This window comes from Sulfitobacter mediterraneus, assembly GCF_003054325.1.
GTDB lineage: Bacteria > Pseudomonadota > Alphaproteobacteria > Rhodobacterales > Rhodobacteraceae > Sulfitobacter > Sulfitobacter mediterraneus.
This window is the reverse complement of sequence record NZ_QBKU01000009.1, coordinates 56,625-76,296: the sequence shown is the minus strand read 5'-3', so window position 1 is coordinate 76,296 and position 19,672 is coordinate 56,625. Positions and strand designations below refer to the sequence as shown.

Sequence of the window (19,672 nt, the reverse complement as noted above, 5' to 3'; positions counted from 1 at the left end):
ATCTAAGGTGAAGATATCGGTATGAGTGCCATCACCAGATCCTCCGCAACACTGCTTGCAGGCATCGCCCTTTTCGGGGCGGCGTCTGTTGCTGTTGCGCAGGGATCGGCCCATACCGCCATCGACACCTTCAACGCTTGGTGTTTCAAGGCTGGCCAGACAGAGGCACAGGCGCGGGCCAATATGGGCGTTGATGACGCGCCCTTTGCTCTGACCTTCTGGGATGACAGCCTAGAGCCGCGCCCTGACGGTGCACCACAGGGCGTGGAACGGCGCTGCGAGGTCTCCTTTGACGGCGATCACAGCACTGCCGCGATCAAAGCCCTGCGCGTGCAGATGGCGACACCGCCGGTTTTCGGCACCAAGATCCCGTTGCCCGACACCCATACCGCAGACGACGGCACCGCCCTGATCGAAGGGCGGGAATTGCTGCGCGGGCGTGTGGCGGTTGTGCAGGTTGGCACCCGCGCGGCGCAAGGCAGGGTTCAGACCTACATGGGCGTTGATCGCCTCTATGCCGGGCTTGGCCTGCCGGAGGACGGATCATGAGCGCCACGCTACATGCCCTCCCCGGTGCCGAACTGCCCGCCCCCGATGCCGCGCCCGAGCTGCGCAAGTGTCCGGTGTGCAGCAGTGCAACCTGCACCCCGCTGCCCGACTATTCCCCCGATCACTGGCAAATGGTGTCCTGCGCGGGCTGCAATCTGGTCTATCTGCGCAACCCCGCAGAATACGCCGCCCTCGAAGAAGACTTCGCTTGGGAAAAAACCTACGAAGAAAAGAAAACCGCCACCAAAGGGTCCACTCCGCTGAGCCCATATGTGCGGGCCATCCGGACCAAACTGGGCATGACCCGCGACAAGACCGCGTCTTTCCGGCGCTGGTTTAACGATGGTCATGTGCTGGACATCGGTTGCGGCGCAGGGGCGCGGATCAAACCGCCAATGACCCCCTATGGCATCGAATTGTCCACCGCCTTGCATGCCCGCGCCGACAGCGAAATGCGCAAATCCGGCGGATATTGCATCCACGGCGCCGGGGCCGAGGCGATCTGGAAATTCGACGAGGGCCAGTTTGATGGCATCGTGATGTTCTCCTATCTTGAGCATGAAACCAACGTGATGTCGGTGCTGCGCGGTGCGCACCGGGCGCTCAAGGACAGCGGCGGTGTGTTTGTGCGTGTGCCCAACTACGGCTCGCTGAACCGCAAGGCGATTGGCCCGAAGTGGTGCGGCTTTCGCTATCCTGACCACGTCAACTATTTCACGCTGGCCACCCTGACGGACACCGCCAGACGCGCCGGATTTTCGACAACGCTGATCAACCGCGTGACCTTGCCCCTTGATGACAACGTCTCGGTGTTGCTGCGCAAATCACCGGAGGGAACGGCATGATCTCGTCTGTTTCCGCCCAAACCCTTGACCGCCTTGCCCCACCTGCCGCTCCGGCAGACCGGCGCGATGGCAACCCGCTCACCATTCAAATGACCCGCAGGCGTTTTGCGTTCATCCCGAACGCGCAGCCCCTGCCCGCTAACTAAGGAAAACCAATGGCCGTACTTGTAGACGAAAATACTCGCGTGATCTGTCAGGGCCTCACCGGCTCTCAGGGGACATTCCACACCGAACAGGCGATTGCCTATGGCACCAAAATGGTCGGCGGCGTGACACCGGGCAAAGGTGGCCAGACCCATCTCGACCTGCCGGTGTTCAACTCCGTGCACGAGGCCAAAGATGTGACCGAAGCCAACGCATCGGTGATCTACGTGCCGCCCCCCTTTGCCGCCGATTCCATTCTTGAGGCAATCGACGCCGAGATGGAATTGATCGTTTGCATCACCGAAGGCATCCCGGTGCTGGACATGATGCGCGTGCAGCGTGCCCTTGAAGGGTCCAAATCCCGCCTGATCGGGCCAAACTGCCCCGGCGTGATCACGCCTGACGCCTGCAAAATCGGCATCATGCCCGGCCACATCCACAAACGCGGCTCCTGCGGTGTTGTCTCGCGCTCCGGCACGCTGACGTATGAGGCGGTCAAGCAGACCACCGATCTGGGCTATGGCCAGTCCTCGGCTGTGGGTATCGGCGGCGACCCGATCAAAGGCACCGAACACATCGACGTGCTGGAAATGTTCCTCGCCGATGACGAGACCCAGTCAATTATCATGATCGGCGAAATCGGCGGCTCTGCCGAAGAAGAAGCGGCGCAATTCCTCGCCGATGAAAAGAAAAAAGGCCGTTGGAAGCCAACCGCCGGTTTCATCGCGGGCCGCACCGCCCCTCCCGGCCGCCGCATGGGCCACGCCGGCGCAATTGTTGCGGGCGGCAAAGGCGGCGCCGAAGACAAGATCGAAGCGATGATGTCCGCGGGCATTACCGTCGCCGAAAGCCCCGCAACACTGGGCGAAGCGGTGAAAGAAGCCATCGCAAAAGGCTAAACCAAAAATCGCAGGCCGGGCAATTGTGTCCGGCCTGCGCCCCTGCCCGATTGGGCAGCGCCTGCTCCATATTCCGGCCCCAAGACATACGGTCCTAACTCAAACGAGGTATTCCCATGACCGAACAACCCGGCAACGACCAATTCCACGCCTCTTCCTTCCTCGAAGGGGAAAACGGCGAATACCTCGAACAGATGTATGCCCGCTATGCCAATGATCCCAATGCAGTGGATGCGGCATGGCAGGCGTTTTTTGGGGCGATGGGCGACACCTCCGGCGATGTCACGGCTGAGGCTGCTGGCCCGTCTTGGGCGCGGCCCGATTGGCCCCCCGCCCCCGTTGGCGAGGTGATGGGCGCGTTGACCGGTGTTTGGCCCGAAGCCGAAGAGGCCACCGCCGCCGGGAACAAGATCAAGTCAAAGGCCGCCGAAAAAGGCGTCAGCATCACCGACGATCAGGTCAAACAGGCCGTGCTGGACAGTATCCGCGCCCTGATGTTGATCCGCGCCTACCGTATTCGCGGGCATTTGGCGGCGGACCTTGACCCGCTTGGCATGCGCGACATGGGCAGCCACCCCGAACTTGACCCAAAATCCTATGGGTTCTCCGATGCGGATATGGACCGCCCGATCTTCATCGACAACGTGCTTGGCCTCGAAGTTGCGACGATGAAACAGATCGTCGATATCGTGAAACGCACCTATTGCGGCACCTTTGCGCTGCAATACATGCATATCTCCAACCCTGAAGAGGCCGGTTGGCTCAAAGAGCGGATCGAAGGCTACGGCAAAGAGATCGCCTTCACAAAAGAGGGCCGAAAAGCGATCCTGAACAAGCTGGTCGAAGCCGAAGGTTTTGAGAAATTCCTGCATGTGAAATACATGGGCACCAAACGCTTTGGCCTTGATGGCGGCGAAAGCCTGATCCCCGCGATGGAACAGGTGATCAAACGCGGTGGCCAGTTGGGTGTGCGCGATATCGTGATCGGCATGCCGCACCGGGGCCGTTTGTCGGTGCTGGCCAACGTCATGCAGAAACCCTACCGCGCGATCTTTAATGAATTTCAGGGCGGCAGCTTCAAACCCGAAGACGTCGACGGTTCCGGCGATGTGAAATACCATCTCGGCGCTTCCTCCGACCGTGATTTTGACGGCAACTCCGTCCACCTCAGCCTGACGGCAAACCCCTCCCACCTTGAGGCGGTGAACCCCGTGGTGATCGGCAAGGTCCGCGCCAAGCAGGACCAGTTGAACGATCATGACCGCATCGCGGTGATGCCGATCCTGCTGCACGGCGATGCGGCTTTTGCCGGTCAGGGTGTCGTCGCCGAATGTTTCGCCCTGTCGGGCCTGCGCGGCCACAAAACCGGCGGCACCATGCATATCGTGGTGAACAACCAGATCGGTTTCACCACCGCGCCGCATTTCTCGCGCTCCTCGCCCTATCCCACCGACAATGCGCTGGTGGTTGAGGCACCGATCTTCCACGTCAACGGCGACGATCCCGAGGCCGTGGTACACGCCGCCAAAGTGGCCACCGAATTCCGCCAGAAGTTCCACAAAGACGTGGTGATTGATTTGATCTGCTACCGCCGCTTTGGTCACAACGAAGGCGACGAGCCGATGTTCACCAACCCGGTGATGTATAAAAAGATCAAGAACCAGAAAACCACGCTCAGCCTCTATTCTGATCGTCTGGTCCGTGACGGTCTGGTGCCTGAGGGCGAAATCGAAGACCTCAAGGCCGATTTCCAGAAACGCATGAACGATGAGTTCGAGGCGGGCAAAGAATTTCGCCCCAACAAGGCTGATTGGCTGGATGGCAAATGGTCCCATCTGGACAAGCAGAAAGACAAATACCAGCGCGGCAAAACCGCCATCGCCAAGAAAACCATGGACGAGGTTGGCGGCGCATTGTCCACCGCGCCCGACGGCTTCCCGCTGCACAAAACAGTGGGGCGTTTGCTGGATGCCAAGGCCAAGATGTTCAAAGAGGGCGAAGGCTTTGACTGGGCCACAGCCGAGGCGCTGGCCTTTGGGTCGCTGCTGACCGAAGGCTACAAAGTGCGCCTCGCCGGTCAGGACAGCACCCGCGGCACGTTCTCGCAACGCCATTCCGGTCTGGTCAATCAGGAGACCGAAGAACGCTATTACCCGCTCAACAACATCCGCGAGGGTCAGGCCGAATACGAGGTCATCGATTCCATGCTGTCTGAATATGCGGTGCTGGGTTTTGAATATGGCTATTCGCTGGCAGAGCCCAACGCGCTGACCCTGTGGGAAGCGCAGTTTGGCGATTTTGCCAATGGTGCGCAGATCATGTTCGATCAGTTCATCAGCTCGGGCGAAAGCAAATGGCTGCGCATGTCGGGTCTCGTTTGCCTGATGCCGCATGGCTATGAAGGGCAAGGGCCGGAACACTCCTCCGCGCGTCTGGAACGGTTCCTGACCATGTGCGGCGGTGACAACTGGATCGTCGCCAATTGCACCACGCCTGCGAACTATTTCCACATCCTGCGCCGCCAACTGCACCGCAGCTACCGCAAGCCGCTGATGCTCATGACACCCAAGTCGCTGCTGCGTCACAAACTCGCGGTCAGCCGCGCCGAAGAGTTCACCACCGGATCCTCCTTCCACCGTGTGCTCTGGGATGATGCCCAGCAGGGCAACTCCGACACCAAACTGGTGGCAGATAACAAGATCAAACGGGTCGTGATGTGTTCCGGCAAGGTCTACTTTGACCTGCTTGAGGAACGTGACGCGCGCGGCATCGACGATGTTTATCTGCTGCGCTTTGAACAATTCTACCCCTTCCCCGCCCAATCCGCGGTGAAGGAGCTGGAACGGTTCAAACAGGCCGAAATGGTATGGTGTCAGGAAGAGCCCAAGAACCAGGGCGCCTGGACCTTTATTGAACCCAACATCGAATGGGTGCTGGGCCGGATCAAAGCCAAGCACACCCGCCCGATCTATGCGGGCCGCGCCACTGCGGCCTCTCCTGCGACTGGCCTCGCCAGCCAGCACAAAGCACAACAAGCCGCCCTCGTGGACGAGGCGCTTACCGTTAAAGGAAAATCATAATGACTAGCGAAGTACGCGTCCCGACACTGGGCGAATCTGTTACCGAGGCAACCGTTGCAACGTGGTTCAAGAAACCCGGTGATGCGGTGGCTGTTGATGAGATGCTCTGCGAGTTGGAAACAGATAAAGTCACCGTCGAAGTGCCAAGCCCGATCGCTGGCACTCTTGGCGATATCGTTGCCGCCGAGGGCGAAACTGTCGGTGTAAACGCATTGCTGGCCACGATTTCCGAAGGTGGCGCCGCCGCTGCCGCGCCCGCCGCCAAAGACGCCGCCGCACCAGCCAAGGCCGCGCCAGCCGCCGCTGTACAAGACAGCGGATCAGCCGTTGATGTGATGGTGCCGACCCTTGGCGAATCCGTGACAGAGGCGACGGTTTCCACCTGGTTCAAAAAGGTCGGCGATACCGTCGCGCAGGATGAAATGCTGTGCGAATTGGAAACCGACAAGGTCAGCGTTGAGGTGCCCGCACCCGCCGCTGGCACATTGACCGAGATCATCGCCGCCGAAGGCAGCACGGTTGAGGCCAACGGCAAGCTGGCAGTCATCGCCTCCGGCGCGGGCGCGGCGGCTTCGGCCAGCGCATCCGCTGCCGCACCGGCGCCCGCGGCCCAACCTTCGGGCGGCACCGGCAAAGACGTCGAAGATGCCCCCTCTGCCAAGAAAGCCATGGCCGAAGCGGGGCTGAGCCCCGATCAGGTCCAAGGCTCTGGCCGCGATGGCCGCATCATGAAAGACGACGTGGCCCGCGCCTTGGCCGCTGGCACCTCCGCTGCGGCCTCTGCACCGGCACCCGCCGCCGCTCCGGCCCGCGCCGCATCCGCACCAGACGATGCATCCCGCGAGGAACGCGTGCGCATGACCCGTCTGAAACAGACCATGGCCCGCCGCCTCAAAGAGGCACAGAACACCGCGGCGATCCTGACCACCTTCAACGAGGTCGACATGACCGAGGTGATGGAACTGCGCAACACCTACAAAGCCGACTTTGAGAAAAAGCATGGCGTGCGCATGGGCTTTATGTCCTTCTTCACCAAGGCTTGCTGTCACGCGCTCAAGGAGATCCCAGAGGTCAACGCCGAGATCGACGGCACCGATGTGATCTACAAGAACTACGTGCACATGGGCGTTGCCGCAGGCACGCCAACAGGTCTGGTTGTGCCGGTGATCCGCGACGTGGATACGATGTCCTTTGCCGGTATCGAAAAGGCTATCGGCGCAATGGGCAAAAAGGCCCGCGATGGCAAATTGACCATGGCCGACATGACCGGCGGCACCTTCACCATCTCCAACGGCGGCGTCTACGGCTCGCTGATGACGGCGCCGATCCTGAACCCGCCACAATCGGGCATCCTCGGGATGGCAAAAATTCAGGACCGTCCGATGGCCATTGGCGGTCAGGTCGTGATCCGTCCGATGATGTATATCTCGCTGTCTTATGACCACCGGATCATCGACGGCAAAGGCGCGGTGACCTTCCTTGTCCGCGTCAAAGAGATGCTCGAAGATCCACGCCGCCTGCTGATGGATCTGTAAAAGACCCCGTAGGCCGGGCATCCTGCCCGGCCTGCCCTTCCGTCCCGAAGCCCACCGCGATCTTTGAGGAGTTCCCGACATGACCGAAACAACCATCCTCGCCGCTTATGGCCTGTTGGTTCTGCTGACGATCCTGCTGCAAGTCCTCGGCTCTCTGCAAACCCTGTCGATGGGCTATCTGATGTCCGCACGGGATGAGCCGCGCGAGGTGGGGCGCATGACGGCGCGGATGAACCGGGCACTGACCAATTCGATCACCGCAATGGCGCTGTTTGCCCCCGCGATCCTGCTTTTGGTGGTGCAGGGCAAGACCACCTCAACCACCCTGTTGGTGGCACAACTCTTTCTCGTGGCGCGGATCATTTATCTGCCGGTCTATGCACTGGGCGTGCCTGCGATCCGCACATTGGCCTGGTTGGTCGGCTTTGCCGCCACCGCCGTTTTGTATCTTCTGGCGCTTTGATGTTTGGGCCTGTGCAAATGGCCTGCCTTCTCATTGACCCTGCCCCCTGAACTGGATTGATGTCCATGTCCACCGAACTCACCGTTCTGACCCTCGCCGCGCTTTTGCAGGTGGTGCAGTTCTTGCTTTATGCGGTGCCTGCCAACCGCGAGGTCGGGCCGGGCTATACCATGTCGCCCCGCGACCGCGCGCCAAGCCGTCCGATGTCGGACCAAACCGCACGGCTGGGCCGCGCCTTTGATAACCATTTTCAGGGGCTGATCCTGTTCACCATCGCTGTGGGCGTGATCGAAATGTCCGGCCAGAACTCCGGTTTTACCGGTCTGTGCGCATGGATCTATCTGGCGGCGCGGGTGGCCTATATCCCTGCCTATGCCAAGGGCCTGCGCCCCGGCCGCTCTGCCATCTGGAGCGCCGGATTTCTGGCCACCACGCTGATGCTGCTGGCGGCGCTTGTATGACCTGCCGCCCTTGCCCGCGCCCCTCGCGGCGCCTAACCTCATCCACAAATTCAAATTCAGACATGTCCCAAACACCCAAGGAGACCCCCAATGTCCAGCTATGATGTCATCGTGATCGGCGCAGGCCCCGGCGGCTATGTGGCCGCCATCCGCTGTGCCCAGCTTGGCCTGAAAACCGCCGTTGTCGAAGGGCGCGAAACCCTTGGTGGCACCTGCCTGAACGTCGGCTGTATCCCGTCCAAGGCGCTGCTGCATGCCTCGCATATGCTGCATGAGGCCGAACATAACTTTGCCGAGATGGGTCTGAAGGGCAAAAGCCCCTCTGTCGATTGGAAGCAGATGCTGACCTACAAGCAAAACACCATCGACACCAACACCAAGGGCATCGAATTCCTGTTCAAAAAGAACAAGATCGACTGGCTCAAGGGCTGGGGTTCCGTGCCAGAGGCCGGCAAAGTCAAAGTGGGCGAAGAGGTGCATGAAGCCAAAAGCATCATCATCGCATCCGGGTCAGAGCCATCGGCCCTGCCGGGCGTCGAAGTGGACGAAAAGGTGGTCGTGACCTCCACCGGCGCACTGACCTTGAACAAGGTGCCAAAGAAACTGGTGGTGATCGGCGCAGGCGTGATCGGGCTGGAACTGGGCAGCGTCTATGCCCGCCTGGGCGCCGAAGTGACCGTTGTCGAATTCCTCGATGCGATCACCCCCGGCATGGACCCCGAGGTCCAGAAAACCTTCCAGCGCACCCTCAAGAAACAGGGCATGAAATTTGTCATGGGCGCCGCGGTACAAAAGACCGAAGCGACCAAAACCAAAGCCAAGGTGCATTACAAGCTGCGCAAGGATGACAGCGAACATGTGCTGGATGCCGACACTGTGCTGGTCGCAACGGGGCGCAAACCCTATGTCGAAGGGCTGGGTCTTGAGGCGCTGAATGTCGAGATGACCAAACGCGGCCAGATCGCCGTGAACGGCACATGGCAAACTTCGGTGCCGGGCGTTTATGCCATTGGCGATGTGATCGAAGGCCCGATGCTGGCCCACAAAGCCGAAGACGAAGGCATGGCCGTTGCCGAGGTGATTGCGGGCAAGCATGGTCATGTGAACTATGGCGTGATCCCCGGCGTGATCTACACCGCCCCCGAGGTTGGCAGCGTTGGTGAAACCGAAGCCACCCTCAAAGAAGCAGGCCGTGCCTACAAGGTTGGCAAGTTCAGCTTTATGGGCAATGCCCGCGCCAAGGCGAACTTCGCCGGTGAAGGGTTTGTGAAAATTCTCGCAGACAAAGAAACCGACCGCATTCTAGGCGCTCATATCATTGGTCCGGCAGCGGGCGAATTGATCCACGAGATTTGTGTGGCAATGGAGTTTGGCGCATCTGCTCAGGATCTGGCCCTGACCTGTCACGCCCATCCGACCTATTCCGAAGCCGTGCGCGAGGCCGCGCTGGCCTGCGGCGATGGTCCGATCCACAGTTGATGCATTTGGTGGCGGGCAAGTTGATCCTCACCCGTCACCGATCCACTATTCAGTTTCTTCTTTCTCGGCCTCCGCTGGTACGGCCCGCTTGAACACGATACCGCACTTCTTGCGAATGCTTGCTTGCTCCAATGCCTCCAACTCGCCCTTCAACCGTCCAAGTTCAGCTGCGGTTTGTTTGTCGCCCTTGATAAAGAAAGCAGCAGGCCAAAAGACCACCAGGGCAATCCCGGTCGCGACAGCATCGTCGCTGGCTTTCTTGTTTTGAACGCCAGACAATTCGCCAACGCGGCCGCTCACGCGGCTGGCTTCTTGGGCAATTTGTTTGCAAGAGTAGGACTGGTAGGCCATCGGTGAAATATATGTAGCCGTGACGTCCTCAGCTTTCTGGGCGCATCCCGCAAGGCCAACAACGCCGATCAATGCGGCTGAAATGGTATTCTTCATGTACGATTCTCATAGTTGAAATGTAAAGAATCACCTCTACCATGAATTGTCTTGCAAGGCAGCACCGCATTAATCATTTGGAAAGGTTTTGAGTGTAACGACCACCGTACGCTGGCCTCACCATTCCTTCACCCTGCCCGCCTACAACCCAACCCGTCGCGACACCGCTGCGGGCTGACATTCCGTGGCACATTCGGAAAACGAGGTCTGCCATACAGGCAGACCGCACTGAACAGTTCAGGGTGCAGGGTGACACCTGTCTCACATCTCCGATCCGGCGGCGCCGCCATTTCTTAACGGCCCCACAGATCCAGATAGGATTGCAAAACAAACCGCGCAGGCGCTGCCTGCCGCGGTTGCTTGGCGTGATTATTCCGCGGGCACGTTCGGTGTTTGCGGCGCTGCGGCCTGCGCTTGCCCGTTTTTGCGACGCAAACGGCGCCGCACAACCCGATAAGCATCCCGGCAAGGCACCCAATAAAGACGGGCGCAGCTGGTGAATTCACCCTTGTCCTCTTTGCCGATCCCGAATTTCACGTCACGATTGTCCTCAGGCATGTGGTAAGTGCCAAAGATCACGTCCCAAATCGGCAGCATGAAGGCAAAGTTTCTGTCGATGTGATCAGGGTGGCAGCTGTGATGCACGTGGTGGTGCGCGGGCGAGGGAAAGATCATCGACAGCTTGCCCGGCCACTTCAGCCAGATATGCGAATGCCGCAGGTTATACCCCGCCACATTAAACAGCAGATGCATCGCAGGCACGCCAAGCAGGGTCGGCAAGCTGGGTGTGAAACCATAGACCAGGGTCGCCAGACCCAGGATCGCCCCGTACCCGAACCCGTTCAAAGTGATGTAAAACAGGTTATCGACGGGGTGTTCTCGGTAGTTTGACACCGGATGCATCACCTCGGCGCTGTGATGCACCTTGTGGAATTGCCACAGAAACACCGACTTGTGCTGCAGGTAATGCGCCACATAGCCGATCAGATCAGCAACAATCACCGCAACAACCATAAAGCCCAGCGATTGCCCCAGCTCAGACAGAGGCGGCGTCACATTCTCCAACGCTTTTGCGACCACCTGGTCGGTGCCAGTGATGTATTTGTAGGGCAGCACGGTAAACCACGCGCCAAGCCCCAGAATAAAGAAATGCCCAAAGATGCGATGAAAGAAGAAATAGCGCAGGTCAAGCCAAGCCGAAGGGTGTTGCCAGACGTGTTTGGGAAACAGAAATCGCAGAAACCCGCCCTCGGTCTGTGCGCCGCGCCGCCGGGCCAGCAAATAGATCCCAAATGCGATCACCACTGAGCACGCCAGATACAGCGCAAAGATCCGCTGTTGCGAGTCGAACGGAAACATCACGATGTCCATGGCATGCGCGATGAAGCGGTCTAAAAGGTCAATTCCTGTCTGCATTTTCTTTTCTTTCCCACTGCCTACGGCAGTAGTAATCGGGAAAAGTGTCGAAAATCGGTCAAAGTCGAAAAAAGATTGTGCCTGTCAAATCGCCTGTCACCACATGGTGTCTTTGGCCCGCGCGCCCCATGCGGCGTCATAGGGGGCACCGCCCTCTTCTCCGCTGGTCATCTGAGCCAGAATTTCGCCCACAGTCGGCAAGCCGGTGCTTTCGTCCACACCCGCCCATGTGCCCGCCCGCATCAGGGCGCGGGCGCATTGAGTGTAGACCTCCGCGATCTGGATCACGATCACAGTGGCAGGCTGGCGGCCTTTCTTTTCAAACCGCGCCCGCAGGTCTGCATCATCGGTCAGAAAAGCAGTGCCATTGATCCGCACCACGTTGTTGGAGCCCGGCACCACAAACATCAGCGACACGCGGCCATCCGTCACGATATTGCGTAGCGAATCCAATCGGTTGTTGCCGCGCCAATCGGGCATGGCCAGCGTGAATTCATCCAGTTCCGTTACCACGGGGCCATCATCCCCGCGCGGGCTGGCGTCCGTACCCTCGGCCCCGGCGGTGCTGAGAACACAAAGTTTTGAGGCCATGATCCACTTGCGATAAAGCGGCGTCAGACGGTCTGCGACCTTGCGCAACGACGGTGCGCCTGCCTGCCCATACAGCGTCTCAAGCGCCGTGATATCGGTGATCTTATACATCTGGCCTCCTCCACCCCGCTTCAAGCAGCAGATCTTCCGAGGCCCGTTCAACCCGTGTTTCCAGCTCGGCCATAAAGGCCTCCTTGGTCAGGCCCGGCTCGATCGGTGTCAGAAACTCAACCACGGCCACTCCGGGGCGCCGATAAAGCCCCCGGCGCGGCCAGAAGTAGCCGGCATTGGTGGCCACAGGCACGCAGGGTTGACCCAATTGGCCATAAAGCACAGAGGTGCCGACCTTGTAAGGAATATGCGCCCCCGGCGCGACACGGGTGCCTTGGGAATAGATCACCAATTGCCCGCCTTCCATGCGGCCCGCATTCACATCCTCGATCATCTTGGCGATGGCTTTGCCGCGTTTGCCGCGATCGACCGCGATCATCTCCATCCGCTTGGTGTATTGGCCGATGACGGGGGTCCAGTGGATCTCGCGCTTCATGATGAACTTGGCCCGTGGCAGCGCGTGAAAAATGATCATGATATCCAGAAATGACTGGTGTTTGGCCGCGACCAGAACCTCGCCTTGCGGCACCTCGCCGCGCACTTCGCTGCGCAAGCCGATCAGCCAGCGGGCCGACCACATCGCATAGGCCGCATAGGTTTTGCAGGCTTTATAGGCCCCGGCCTTGGAAAACATCGCCCATGGGGCAAAGGCCAGCCCGATGATCGGCATCGCGATGGTGACCTGTATGATATAGATGATCGAACGCACCCATTGCAGCATTATGCCAACTCCCTCAATGTCCGCCGCGCGGCTGTGCCCGTCGCGGCAAAGGCCACGGCCCCGGCCAGCACCGGAATGAGCAGCGGAAAGATCCAGTGAACCCCTTGATACGCAAGCTCCGTCAGGAACCCCGGCGCGTCAGAGGCATCGGGCATCAGCACCATCGCAATCAGCCCAACGCCCGTGCCAACCGCCGCGCCGGACAGCGCCCGCAGGGTAAAGCGGCGGATGAAGGCCTGTGCGATGTAATCGTCTGTCGCCCCGACAAGGCGCAGCACCGCGATCACCTGTGCATTGGCGGCCAGTGCGGCCTGCGCGGCAAGGGTGATCATTGCCGCCACCGCCGCCGCGATCAACAGGGTTGAGATCCAGCCCAGCATCCGCAGCCGCCCGGCCGCGTCAATCAGCGGCTTGCGCCAACGGCTGTGGTCATCCAGCACCGCGCCCGGCACTTCGGCGGCCAAACGCAGGCGCAAACCGGCGGCATCCATGCCTTCGTCGTTTTCGATCACTTCGATCAGGCGCGGCACCGGCAATGTGTCCAGCGCCAGATCCGGGCCAAACCACGGCTCTAACAAGGCTTGCTGATCGGCATCCGTGAGGGCGCGGGCGCTGGCCACGCCCTTGGTGGTTTCCAGAATGCGCAGGGCGGCATCGGTCTGGGCCTGCCGCTGGTCCAGCGGCGCAACAATGCGCAGGGTCGCGGACCGGGCCAATTCATCGCCCCAACGGTCTGCCAAACGTCCTGCCGCAAGGGACAGAGCCAGCGCAAAAACCGCCAGAAACGCCATCGCCGCCGCAGCAAACAGGGTCAGCTGCGCGGTAAAGCCCGAGGGCGGGACAACGCGGTCCGCTTGCCGATCACCCGCGATCAACCCGCGCAGATATTTCATGTTGGCGATCATAGGTCCGCCCCCGCCAGTTGCACGCGGCGGTTGGCAATGCGCAGCACCCGCGCCTGAACATGTGCCTTGGTGGCGCGGATCAGGCTCAGATCATGGGTGGCAATCAGCACGGTCTTGCCCATCTTGTTCAGCTCGATCAACAGCCGCAGCAGCCGTTGCGACATTTCCCAATCGATGTTGCCCGTAGGTTCATCCGCCAGCACCACATCCGGCGACATGATCACAGCGCGCGCCAATGCGGCCCGTTGACGTTCACCGCCCGACAATTCTGGCGGCAGGGCGTCGGCGCGGTTGGTCAGCCCCACCCAGGACAACAGTTCATCCAGATCGCCGTTGGCCGCCTCTGCATGACGCCCCGACACGGTCAGCGGCAGGCAGACGTTTTCCGAAACGCCCAAATGATCCAGAAATTTGACATCCTGATGCACCACCCCGACGCGGCGGCGGATCTGCGCGATGTCATCACGATCCAGCCCGCGCACATCCGCGCCAAACAGACGGACATGCCCCGCCGTAGGCAACAAGGCACCGTAGCACAGCTTCATCAATGTGGTTTTGCCCGCCCCCGATGGGCCGGTCAGAAAATGAAAGGAACCTGGCGCCAGCTTGAGCGATATGTCGGATAACAATTCGCCGCCGCCATAGCTGTAGGCCACGTTTTCGAGCTCGATCACGAAAATACCCCGTTATAATTGACCTGTTGTGCCTCAGCATCGCTTGGGTTTCAATGCACCACTTCGGACCAAACCGGCCCAGATTGCACTTTTCCTGTGGGAATCTTGGACATATGGTGCAGGTGTTATACTAAATCTGGTTTGAGTAATGTTGCAGGAAACAAAATGAGGCTGACCTGTCCGAATTGTGACGCGCAGTATGAAGTGCCGGACGAAGTCGTTCCGGTGGCCGGACGCGATGTGCAATGTTCCAATTGCGGTCAGACCTGGTTTCAGCATCACCCCGATCACGCCCCTGCCGATGAGGACGAAACCGACCTTGGTCTGGGCAACAGCGCCCCCGACGAGGATGAAGAGGTCGCGCCCCCTCCGCCGCCGCCATCTGCCGTAGAAGAGCCGCAGCGCCGCCAGCTTGATCCGGCTGTGGCCGACATCCTGCGCCAAGAGGCAGAGGCCGAACATGCGGCCCGCCAAGCGCGGCAGGCACAGGCGCTGGAAACCCAGCCCGATCTGGGGCTGGACACCGGCGACGATCCTGCGCCACACGGCTATGATGACGATGACTACGAAGAGGATGCCCCCGCCGCCGCGCAGGATCAGCGCGCGCTGGAGGCCAAGCGCCGGATGGCGCGTATGCGCGGCGAGGCAGAGCCGGTGTCCGAAGCGGCGGCCAATGCGGCGGCACTTTCCTCACGGCGTGAATTGCTGCCCGATATCGACGAAATCAATTCCACCCTGCGCAGCGACAGTGATCGCAGCGCCGGAAGCCGGGATGCCCATGGCAGCCATGCGCCGCAAGAGGTGAAAAAGCGCAAACGCGGGTTCCGCCGTGGGTTTGCGCTGATGATCCTGATCGTGTCCGTGATGGCGCTGGTCTATATCTTTGCGCCGCAGATCGCACAGCAATTGCCACAAGTAGATCCCTACCTGTCGTCCTATGTGACCTGGGTGGATGGGCTGCGGGCGATGCTGGATGTGCAGTTGCAACGCTTGCTGACATGGCTCGACACAATGGCGAGCCAGTCGGCCTCCTGATCACAACGCCGACCTTACGTTAAAACCGTTCCAGCAACCGGTTGAGATAGTCACGTTCCAGTTCGGGGCGCTCTGTCTCGCCGGAGCGGCGGCGAATTTCATCCAGCAAACGGCGGGCACGGTCCGCGCCGTCCGGCCCCTGTGCCAGCGGCCCATCCGAACTGTTGGCGCCATTGCCAGCCTGTTCGCGGCCCAGCGGGTCTTCGTTGTTGGCGCGGCGATCCGACTCCGTTGCGCCTTGGCCGGGCTGCTGGTTCTGCTCGTTCTGGGCCAATGCCTCACCCAGTGATCGCATGCTTTCGCGCAGCGCTTCCATGGCTTGCGCCTGATTGTCGATGGCCTCGGCCAGATCACCACCCCGCAGTGCCTCTTCGGCCTGATCCATCGCACGGCCCGCACGATCCAGCGCCTCGCGGGCGGCCTCGCCCTCTTCGGTGCCGCCACCGGGCAATCGGCCCTGCTGGCGGCGCAGCTCATCGCGCAGCGCCTGCTGCCGTTCGGCCAGACTACGCTCGCCGTTGCCATCGCCTTCGCGCGGGGCGCCCTCTTCGCCGCCCTCACCGTTCTGGCCTTGCTGTTCGCCTTCGCCCTGACCGCGCCCGCCCTGGCCTTCATGGCTCTGGCCGCGCCCCTGACCGCCATTGCGGCCCTCGTTGCCATCGCTTTCGCCCGCCTGTGCGCCGGGGTTGTATTGTTCCTGCAAATCGCGGAACGCCTTGTCGCTCAGACCCTGCTGTTCGCGCAACGTATCGGCCAGCCCTTCCATCGCCTGTTCACCGGGGGTCTGGCCTTGCTGGCCCTGCTGCCCTTCGGTGACACGCATGTTTTCCATCAGTTCCTGCAATTCTTTCAGCGCTTCGGCGGCCTCGGCCATCCGGCCTTCTTCCATCAGCTCCTGAATACGGTCCATCATGGCTTGCAGATCGTCCTGGGTCATCTGCATGCCTTCGCTTTGTTGCTGTTGCTGCCCCTCCGGGCCGCCCTCTTCCTGCTCCTGCGCCTGTTGGCGCTGCAATTGCTGCAAATAGTCTTCGGTCGCCCGGCGCAGCTCGTCCATCAGCTCGGCGATCTCTTCGTCCGAGGCGCCGTTCTTCATCGCCTCGTTCAACCGGTCCTGCGCCCGGCGCATCCGGTCCAGCGCATCAGCCAAAACGCCCTCTTCCAGCTCAAGCGCCAGACCCCAGAGATCTTCGGCAATCTCGCTTTGCACCTCGTCCGACAGGCCATAGCTGGCATGCACCTCCAACTGCCGAACCACCCGGCGGAGCCGCAACGCAGAGACCTCGGTGCGGAACACATCGCGCGGGCGATAAGACACCGCCCGCAGCACCTGCGCAATGCGCGGCCCGTTGGATTTGGACCAGAGCAGATCGCGCCGCATCTCGATCACCGCCGCCGCCGCGGGGGCAAAGAACCGCCGTCCGGGCAGTGTCATATCGCGCGGCACGGTCTGGCCCTGTTGCTCTGCCGCGTCCAACACGCTGAGCGTCAGTTTGATCGGCAGGTTGGCCCAAGGGTGCTTGGAGAAATTGTCGATCAGGTTCTCTTCGAACTGCGCCCGATTGCCAGAGATCGGCGTTTGCAGGGGCACGATCACCTCGGGGCGTGGATCGGGATTCGCGGCCAAACCATAGCGCCGGTCCACCGCTGCCAGATCCAGAATAATACGCGCCTCGCCTGCCTCAACGCCGTAATCGTCCTGCGCAGCAAACGGCAGGCGCATCTCGCCCAATGCTGTCACTTGCGGATCGCCGATCACCTCCACCTCGGGGGCCGTATCCGGGCGCAGGGCCACCTGCCAGCGGCGTCCGCCGGGGCCGTCGATGGCAATCTCGCCGTCCTGCAAAACCGTGAAGTCCTGCGCGGCTTGCGCAGGCGCATCGCCTTCCGCCCCTTCTTCGGCAAGGCGGCCAGATACCGTTTCGGCCAATTGCAAGGCCCCCAGATCGCCGTAAAACCGCAGGGTGATCAACGTGCCTTCGGGCAGCTCCAGCGCCCCTTCGGCCAGATCATTGAGATACAGCGTCGGCTTGCCGGTATAGCGCGGCGGCTCTGCCCAGCCTTCCCAAACCGGCCCGCCCGCCAGATCACCGCCGCCCGGCGCCATATCCGCAACCGAAGCCACCCGCAGGAACGAGCCAAACACCAGTGCCACGACAAAGGCCAGCAGCGCGGCATAGCGCAGGGCATAGGGGTCACGCGATGCAATCCGCAGATCCGCAGGCACGGCTTTGGCGGCCTCGGTGCGGGCTGCCATCCGCGCCTTATGTGCCCGCCACAGGGCCATCGCCGCATCGTCCTGCGTGCCGATGGCCGCATCATCCAGCATCGCCTGAATGGGCCGTCCCGGCAGGCTTTGATCCAGCCGCGTCATGGCGTCAGCCGCGGTCGGGAACCGCAGCCCCCAGACCCCGCGCAGCAAAGCCCCAAGCCCTGCAACCACCAGCGCAGCAGCAGCGCCCCAAACCAGTTCCACAGGTGCAATGTCTTGCAGGCCAAGCATCAGCGCGGCCAATCCTAGCAGAACAATGCTGATCAATGGCCAGAACCGGCGCAGCAAAACCTCGGCCACCATCCCCGCCCGTGTCAGGCGCAAAGGCCAGCGCAGACGCGCCAGCGCGCGGCGTTGTTCATTGGGGGTGAATGTGGCCATGACAAACCTTTCCAGAAAGCCTTGTCAGCAAGATGCCATCAAAGCCATTCAGGAATGGTATCGCGATTTATCATTTCGTCAAAGGTCGGCCTTGCGCGGATAACCGCGAATTGATCACCATGCACCAGAACTTCGGGGATCATGGGGCGTGAATTGTATTCGCTTGCCATCACCGCGCCGTAAGCGCCTGCACTGCGAAAGGCGACCAGATCCCCTGCTTGCAAGGGTGGCATCGGGCGCTGTTTGGCAAATGTATCGCCGGATTCGCAAACCGGCCCGACAATATCAATCGGCTGCGGTTCGACCCCGACGGCGGGTTCAATGACCGGCACGATGTCGTGATAGGCCTCATACATCGCCGGGCGGATCAGATCGTTCATCGCCCCGTCAATGATCAGAAAATCGCGGCCCTCGCCGGATTTCACATAGATCACCTCACTGACCATCAGCCCCGCGTTTCCGGCGATCAAGCGCCCCGGCTCAATCTCGATCTCGCAACCAAGATGCCCCAACACCCGCTTGACCATAACACCATAGTCAGAGGGCAAAGGCGGGTCGGCATTGCTGCGCTCATAAGGAATGCCAAGGCCGCCGCCCAGATCCAGCCGCCGGATGGTGTGGCCGTCCGCGCGTAGTGTCTCGGTCAGCTCCGCCACCTTCAGGTAGGCCTGCTCATAGGGGGCAAGTTCGGTCAGCTGGCTGCCGATATGGACGTCGATACCGACAATCTCCAGCCCCGGCAGGGCGGCGGCCATGGCGTAGACCTCGCGCGCACGGGCGATGGGAATGCCAAATTTGTTCTCGGATTTGCCGGTGGCGATCTTGGCGTGGGTTTTGGCGTCGACATCGGGGTTCACCCTGATGGTGATCGGGGCAGTGACGCCCATCTCATCCGCCACCGCGCTCAGCACTGCCATTTCCGGCTCGCTTTCCACGTTGAACTGGCGAATGCCCCCTGTCAGGGCCAGCTTGATTTCCTCGCGGGTTTTGCCAACGCCGGAAAACACGATCTTGTCGCCTGGCACACCTGCGGCCCGCGCCCGGCGGTATTCGCCGCCCGACACCACATCCATGCCCGCGCCGGCCTGCGCCAAAGTCTTGAGAACCGCCTGATTGGAATTGGCCTTCATCGCATAGCAGACCAGATGCTCGGTCCCCTCCAGCGCCTCGTCAAACAGACGGAAATGCCGCTGCAACGTCGCTGTCGAATAGACATAAAATGGGGTGCCGACCGCCGCTGCGATCTCTGAAATAGGCACATCCTCTGCGTAAAGCGTGCCGTCACGATAAAGAAAGTGATCCATGTTCTTTCTGGCCCTAAATAATCCCGCCGGAGGCTCCCCGGCTATCTGATGGGTGCTGATCGCAGAAATAGATAAAGCGGCAGCCCACAGCTTACTCCAATACAGAAGGTTGCGGGAATGGCAATCAGCGCGGTCCAGTTTCGCCGCACCGCAACCTCAGCCAAGATCCAGACCGTCAGCGCAACGGCGGCAATGGTCAGATCCCAGACCAGCCCGCTGCTGGCGGCATTGGCGTGCCAGGCCTCTACCATCCCGCCAAGGTCAAAACCGTTTTGCCCGAACCAGCGCAGGAAATAATACATCGGATGCACCGCACCCCAGATCGCCAGTGCCAGATAAAGAAGGCGCAGCGCTGACATC

Annotated in this window: 18 protein-coding genes; 9 read left to right on the top strand and 9 right to left on the bottom strand. The window is 60.9% G+C overall.

Going from position 1 to position 19,672, the window contains the following annotated elements:
- Positions 1 to 21 precede the first annotated feature (21 nt).
- The 8 genes from C8N31_RS14720 (at position 22) to lpdA (ending at position 9,455) form a co-directional block, all read left to right on the top strand.
- Entirely contained in the window at positions 22 to 549 is a 528-nt protein-coding gene (locus C8N31_RS14720) for a hypothetical protein (protein ID WP_025046605.1), read from the top strand.
- Positions 546 to 1,394, top strand: a complete 849-nt coding sequence (locus C8N31_RS14715; RefSeq protein WP_025046606.1) for a class I SAM-dependent methyltransferase — start codon at positions 546 to 548, stop codon at positions 1,392 to 1,394. Before C8N31_RS14720 ends, C8N31_RS14715 begins: the two co-directional genes overlap by 4 nt.
- Before the next feature lie 155 nt (positions 1,395 to 1,549).
- A complete protein-coding gene (gene sucD, locus C8N31_RS14710; protein ID WP_025046607.1) occupies positions 1,550 to 2,437 on the top strand; it encodes a succinate--CoA ligase subunit alpha in 888 nt (295 codons plus the stop codon).
- 116 nt (positions 2,438 to 2,553) lie between these two features.
- On the top strand, positions 2,554 to 5,517 hold the full coding sequence (locus tag C8N31_RS14705; protein WP_025046608.1) for a 2-oxoglutarate dehydrogenase E1 component: 2,964 nt from the start codon (positions 2,554 to 2,556) through the stop codon (positions 5,515 to 5,517).
- The gene (gene odhB, locus C8N31_RS14700; RefSeq protein WP_025046609.1) at positions 5,517 to 7,052 is read left to right on the top strand and encodes a 2-oxoglutarate dehydrogenase complex dihydrolipoyllysine-residue succinyltransferase; all 1,536 of its coding nucleotides are present in this window, start codon (positions 5,517 to 5,519) and stop codon (positions 7,050 to 7,052) included. The genes C8N31_RS14705 and odhB overlap by 1 nt, the downstream gene beginning before the upstream one ends.
- A 79-nt stretch (positions 7,053 to 7,131) precedes the next feature.
- Entirely contained in the window at positions 7,132 to 7,515 is a 384-nt protein-coding gene (locus tag C8N31_RS14695) for an MAPEG family protein (protein WP_025046610.1), read from the top strand.
- A gap of 65 nt (positions 7,516 to 7,580) precedes the next feature.
- Entirely contained in the window at positions 7,581 to 7,976 is a 396-nt protein-coding gene (locus tag C8N31_RS14690) for an MAPEG family protein (RefSeq protein WP_025046611.1), read from the top strand.
- Positions 7,977 to 8,066: 90 nt separating this feature from the next.
- A complete protein-coding gene (gene lpdA / locus C8N31_RS14685; RefSeq protein ID WP_025046612.1) occupies positions 8,067 to 9,455 on the top strand; it encodes a dihydrolipoyl dehydrogenase in 1,389 nt (462 codons plus the stop codon).
- 45 nt (positions 9,456 to 9,500) lie between these two features.
- On the opposite strand, the gene C8N31_RS14680 is transcribed toward lpdA, so the two are convergent.
- The 6 genes from C8N31_RS14680 to C8N31_RS14655 all read right to left on the bottom strand — a co-directional run bounded on the left by C8N31_RS14680 (position 9,501) and on the right by C8N31_RS14655 (position 14,320).
- A complete protein-coding gene (locus tag C8N31_RS14680; protein WP_197021491.1) occupies positions 9,501 to 9,878 on the bottom strand; it encodes a hypothetical protein in 378 nt (125 codons plus the stop codon).
- 393 nt (positions 9,879 to 10,271) lie between these two features.
- Positions 10,272 to 11,261 (bottom strand): sterol desaturase family protein, encoded by a 990-nt coding sequence (locus C8N31_RS14675; RefSeq protein ID WP_170116168.1) that lies wholly within the window; start codon positions 11,259 to 11,261, stop codon positions 10,272 to 10,274.
- A gap of 153 nt (positions 11,262 to 11,414) precedes the next feature.
- The gene (locus C8N31_RS14670; RefSeq protein WP_025046615.1) at positions 11,415 to 12,020 is read right to left on the bottom strand and encodes a pyridoxamine 5'-phosphate oxidase family protein; all 606 of its coding nucleotides are present in this window, start codon (positions 12,018 to 12,020) and stop codon (positions 11,415 to 11,417) included.
- Positions 12,013 to 12,741, bottom strand: coding sequence for a lysophospholipid acyltransferase family protein (locus C8N31_RS14665; protein ID WP_025046616.1), 729 nt, complete (start codon positions 12,739 to 12,741; stop codon positions 12,013 to 12,015). The genes C8N31_RS14670 and C8N31_RS14665 overlap by 8 nt, the downstream gene beginning before the upstream one ends.
- Positions 12,741 to 13,634, bottom strand: a complete 894-nt coding sequence (locus C8N31_RS14660; protein ID WP_025046617.1) for a cell division protein FtsX — start codon at positions 13,632 to 13,634, stop codon at positions 12,741 to 12,743. The genes C8N31_RS14665 and C8N31_RS14660 overlap by 1 nt, the downstream gene beginning before the upstream one ends.
- 8 nt (positions 13,635 to 13,642) lie before the next feature.
- Positions 13,643 to 14,320, bottom strand: a complete 678-nt coding sequence (locus C8N31_RS14655) for a cell division ATP-binding protein FtsE (RefSeq protein WP_025046618.1) — start codon at positions 14,318 to 14,320, stop codon at positions 13,643 to 13,645.
- A gap of 165 nt (positions 14,321 to 14,485) precedes the next feature.
- On the opposite strand from C8N31_RS14655, the gene C8N31_RS14650 reads away from it, so the two are divergent.
- Positions 14,486 to 15,355 carry a zinc-ribbon domain-containing protein gene (locus C8N31_RS14650; protein ID WP_025046619.1) on the top strand — a complete coding sequence of 290 codons (870 nt, stop codon included), beginning with the start codon at positions 14,486 to 14,488 and terminating at the stop codon, positions 15,353 to 15,355.
- 19 nt (positions 15,356 to 15,374) lie between these two features.
- Here C8N31_RS14650 and C8N31_RS14645 read toward each other — a convergent pair whose 3' ends face one another.
- From C8N31_RS14645 to C8N31_RS14635, 3 genes are read right to left on the bottom strand one after another with little or no spacing between them, the layout of a single operon-like run.
- A complete protein-coding gene (locus C8N31_RS14645; RefSeq protein WP_025046620.1) occupies positions 15,375 to 18,008 on the bottom strand; it encodes a TIGR02302 family protein in 2,634 nt (877 codons plus the stop codon).
- A gap of 38 nt (positions 18,009 to 18,046) precedes the next feature.
- The gene (lysA, locus tag C8N31_RS14640; RefSeq protein ID WP_025046621.1) at positions 18,047 to 19,312 is read right to left on the bottom strand and encodes a diaminopimelate decarboxylase; all 1,266 of its coding nucleotides are present in this window, start codon (positions 19,310 to 19,312) and stop codon (positions 18,047 to 18,049) included.
- Positions 19,313 to 19,353: 41 nt separating this feature from the next.
- Positions 19,354 to 19,671: a DUF2834 domain-containing protein gene (locus tag C8N31_RS14635; protein WP_025046622.1), complete on the bottom strand. Its 318-nt coding sequence runs from the start codon at positions 19,669 to 19,671 to the stop codon at positions 19,354 to 19,356.
- Between the last annotated feature and the right edge of the window lies 1 nt (position 19,672).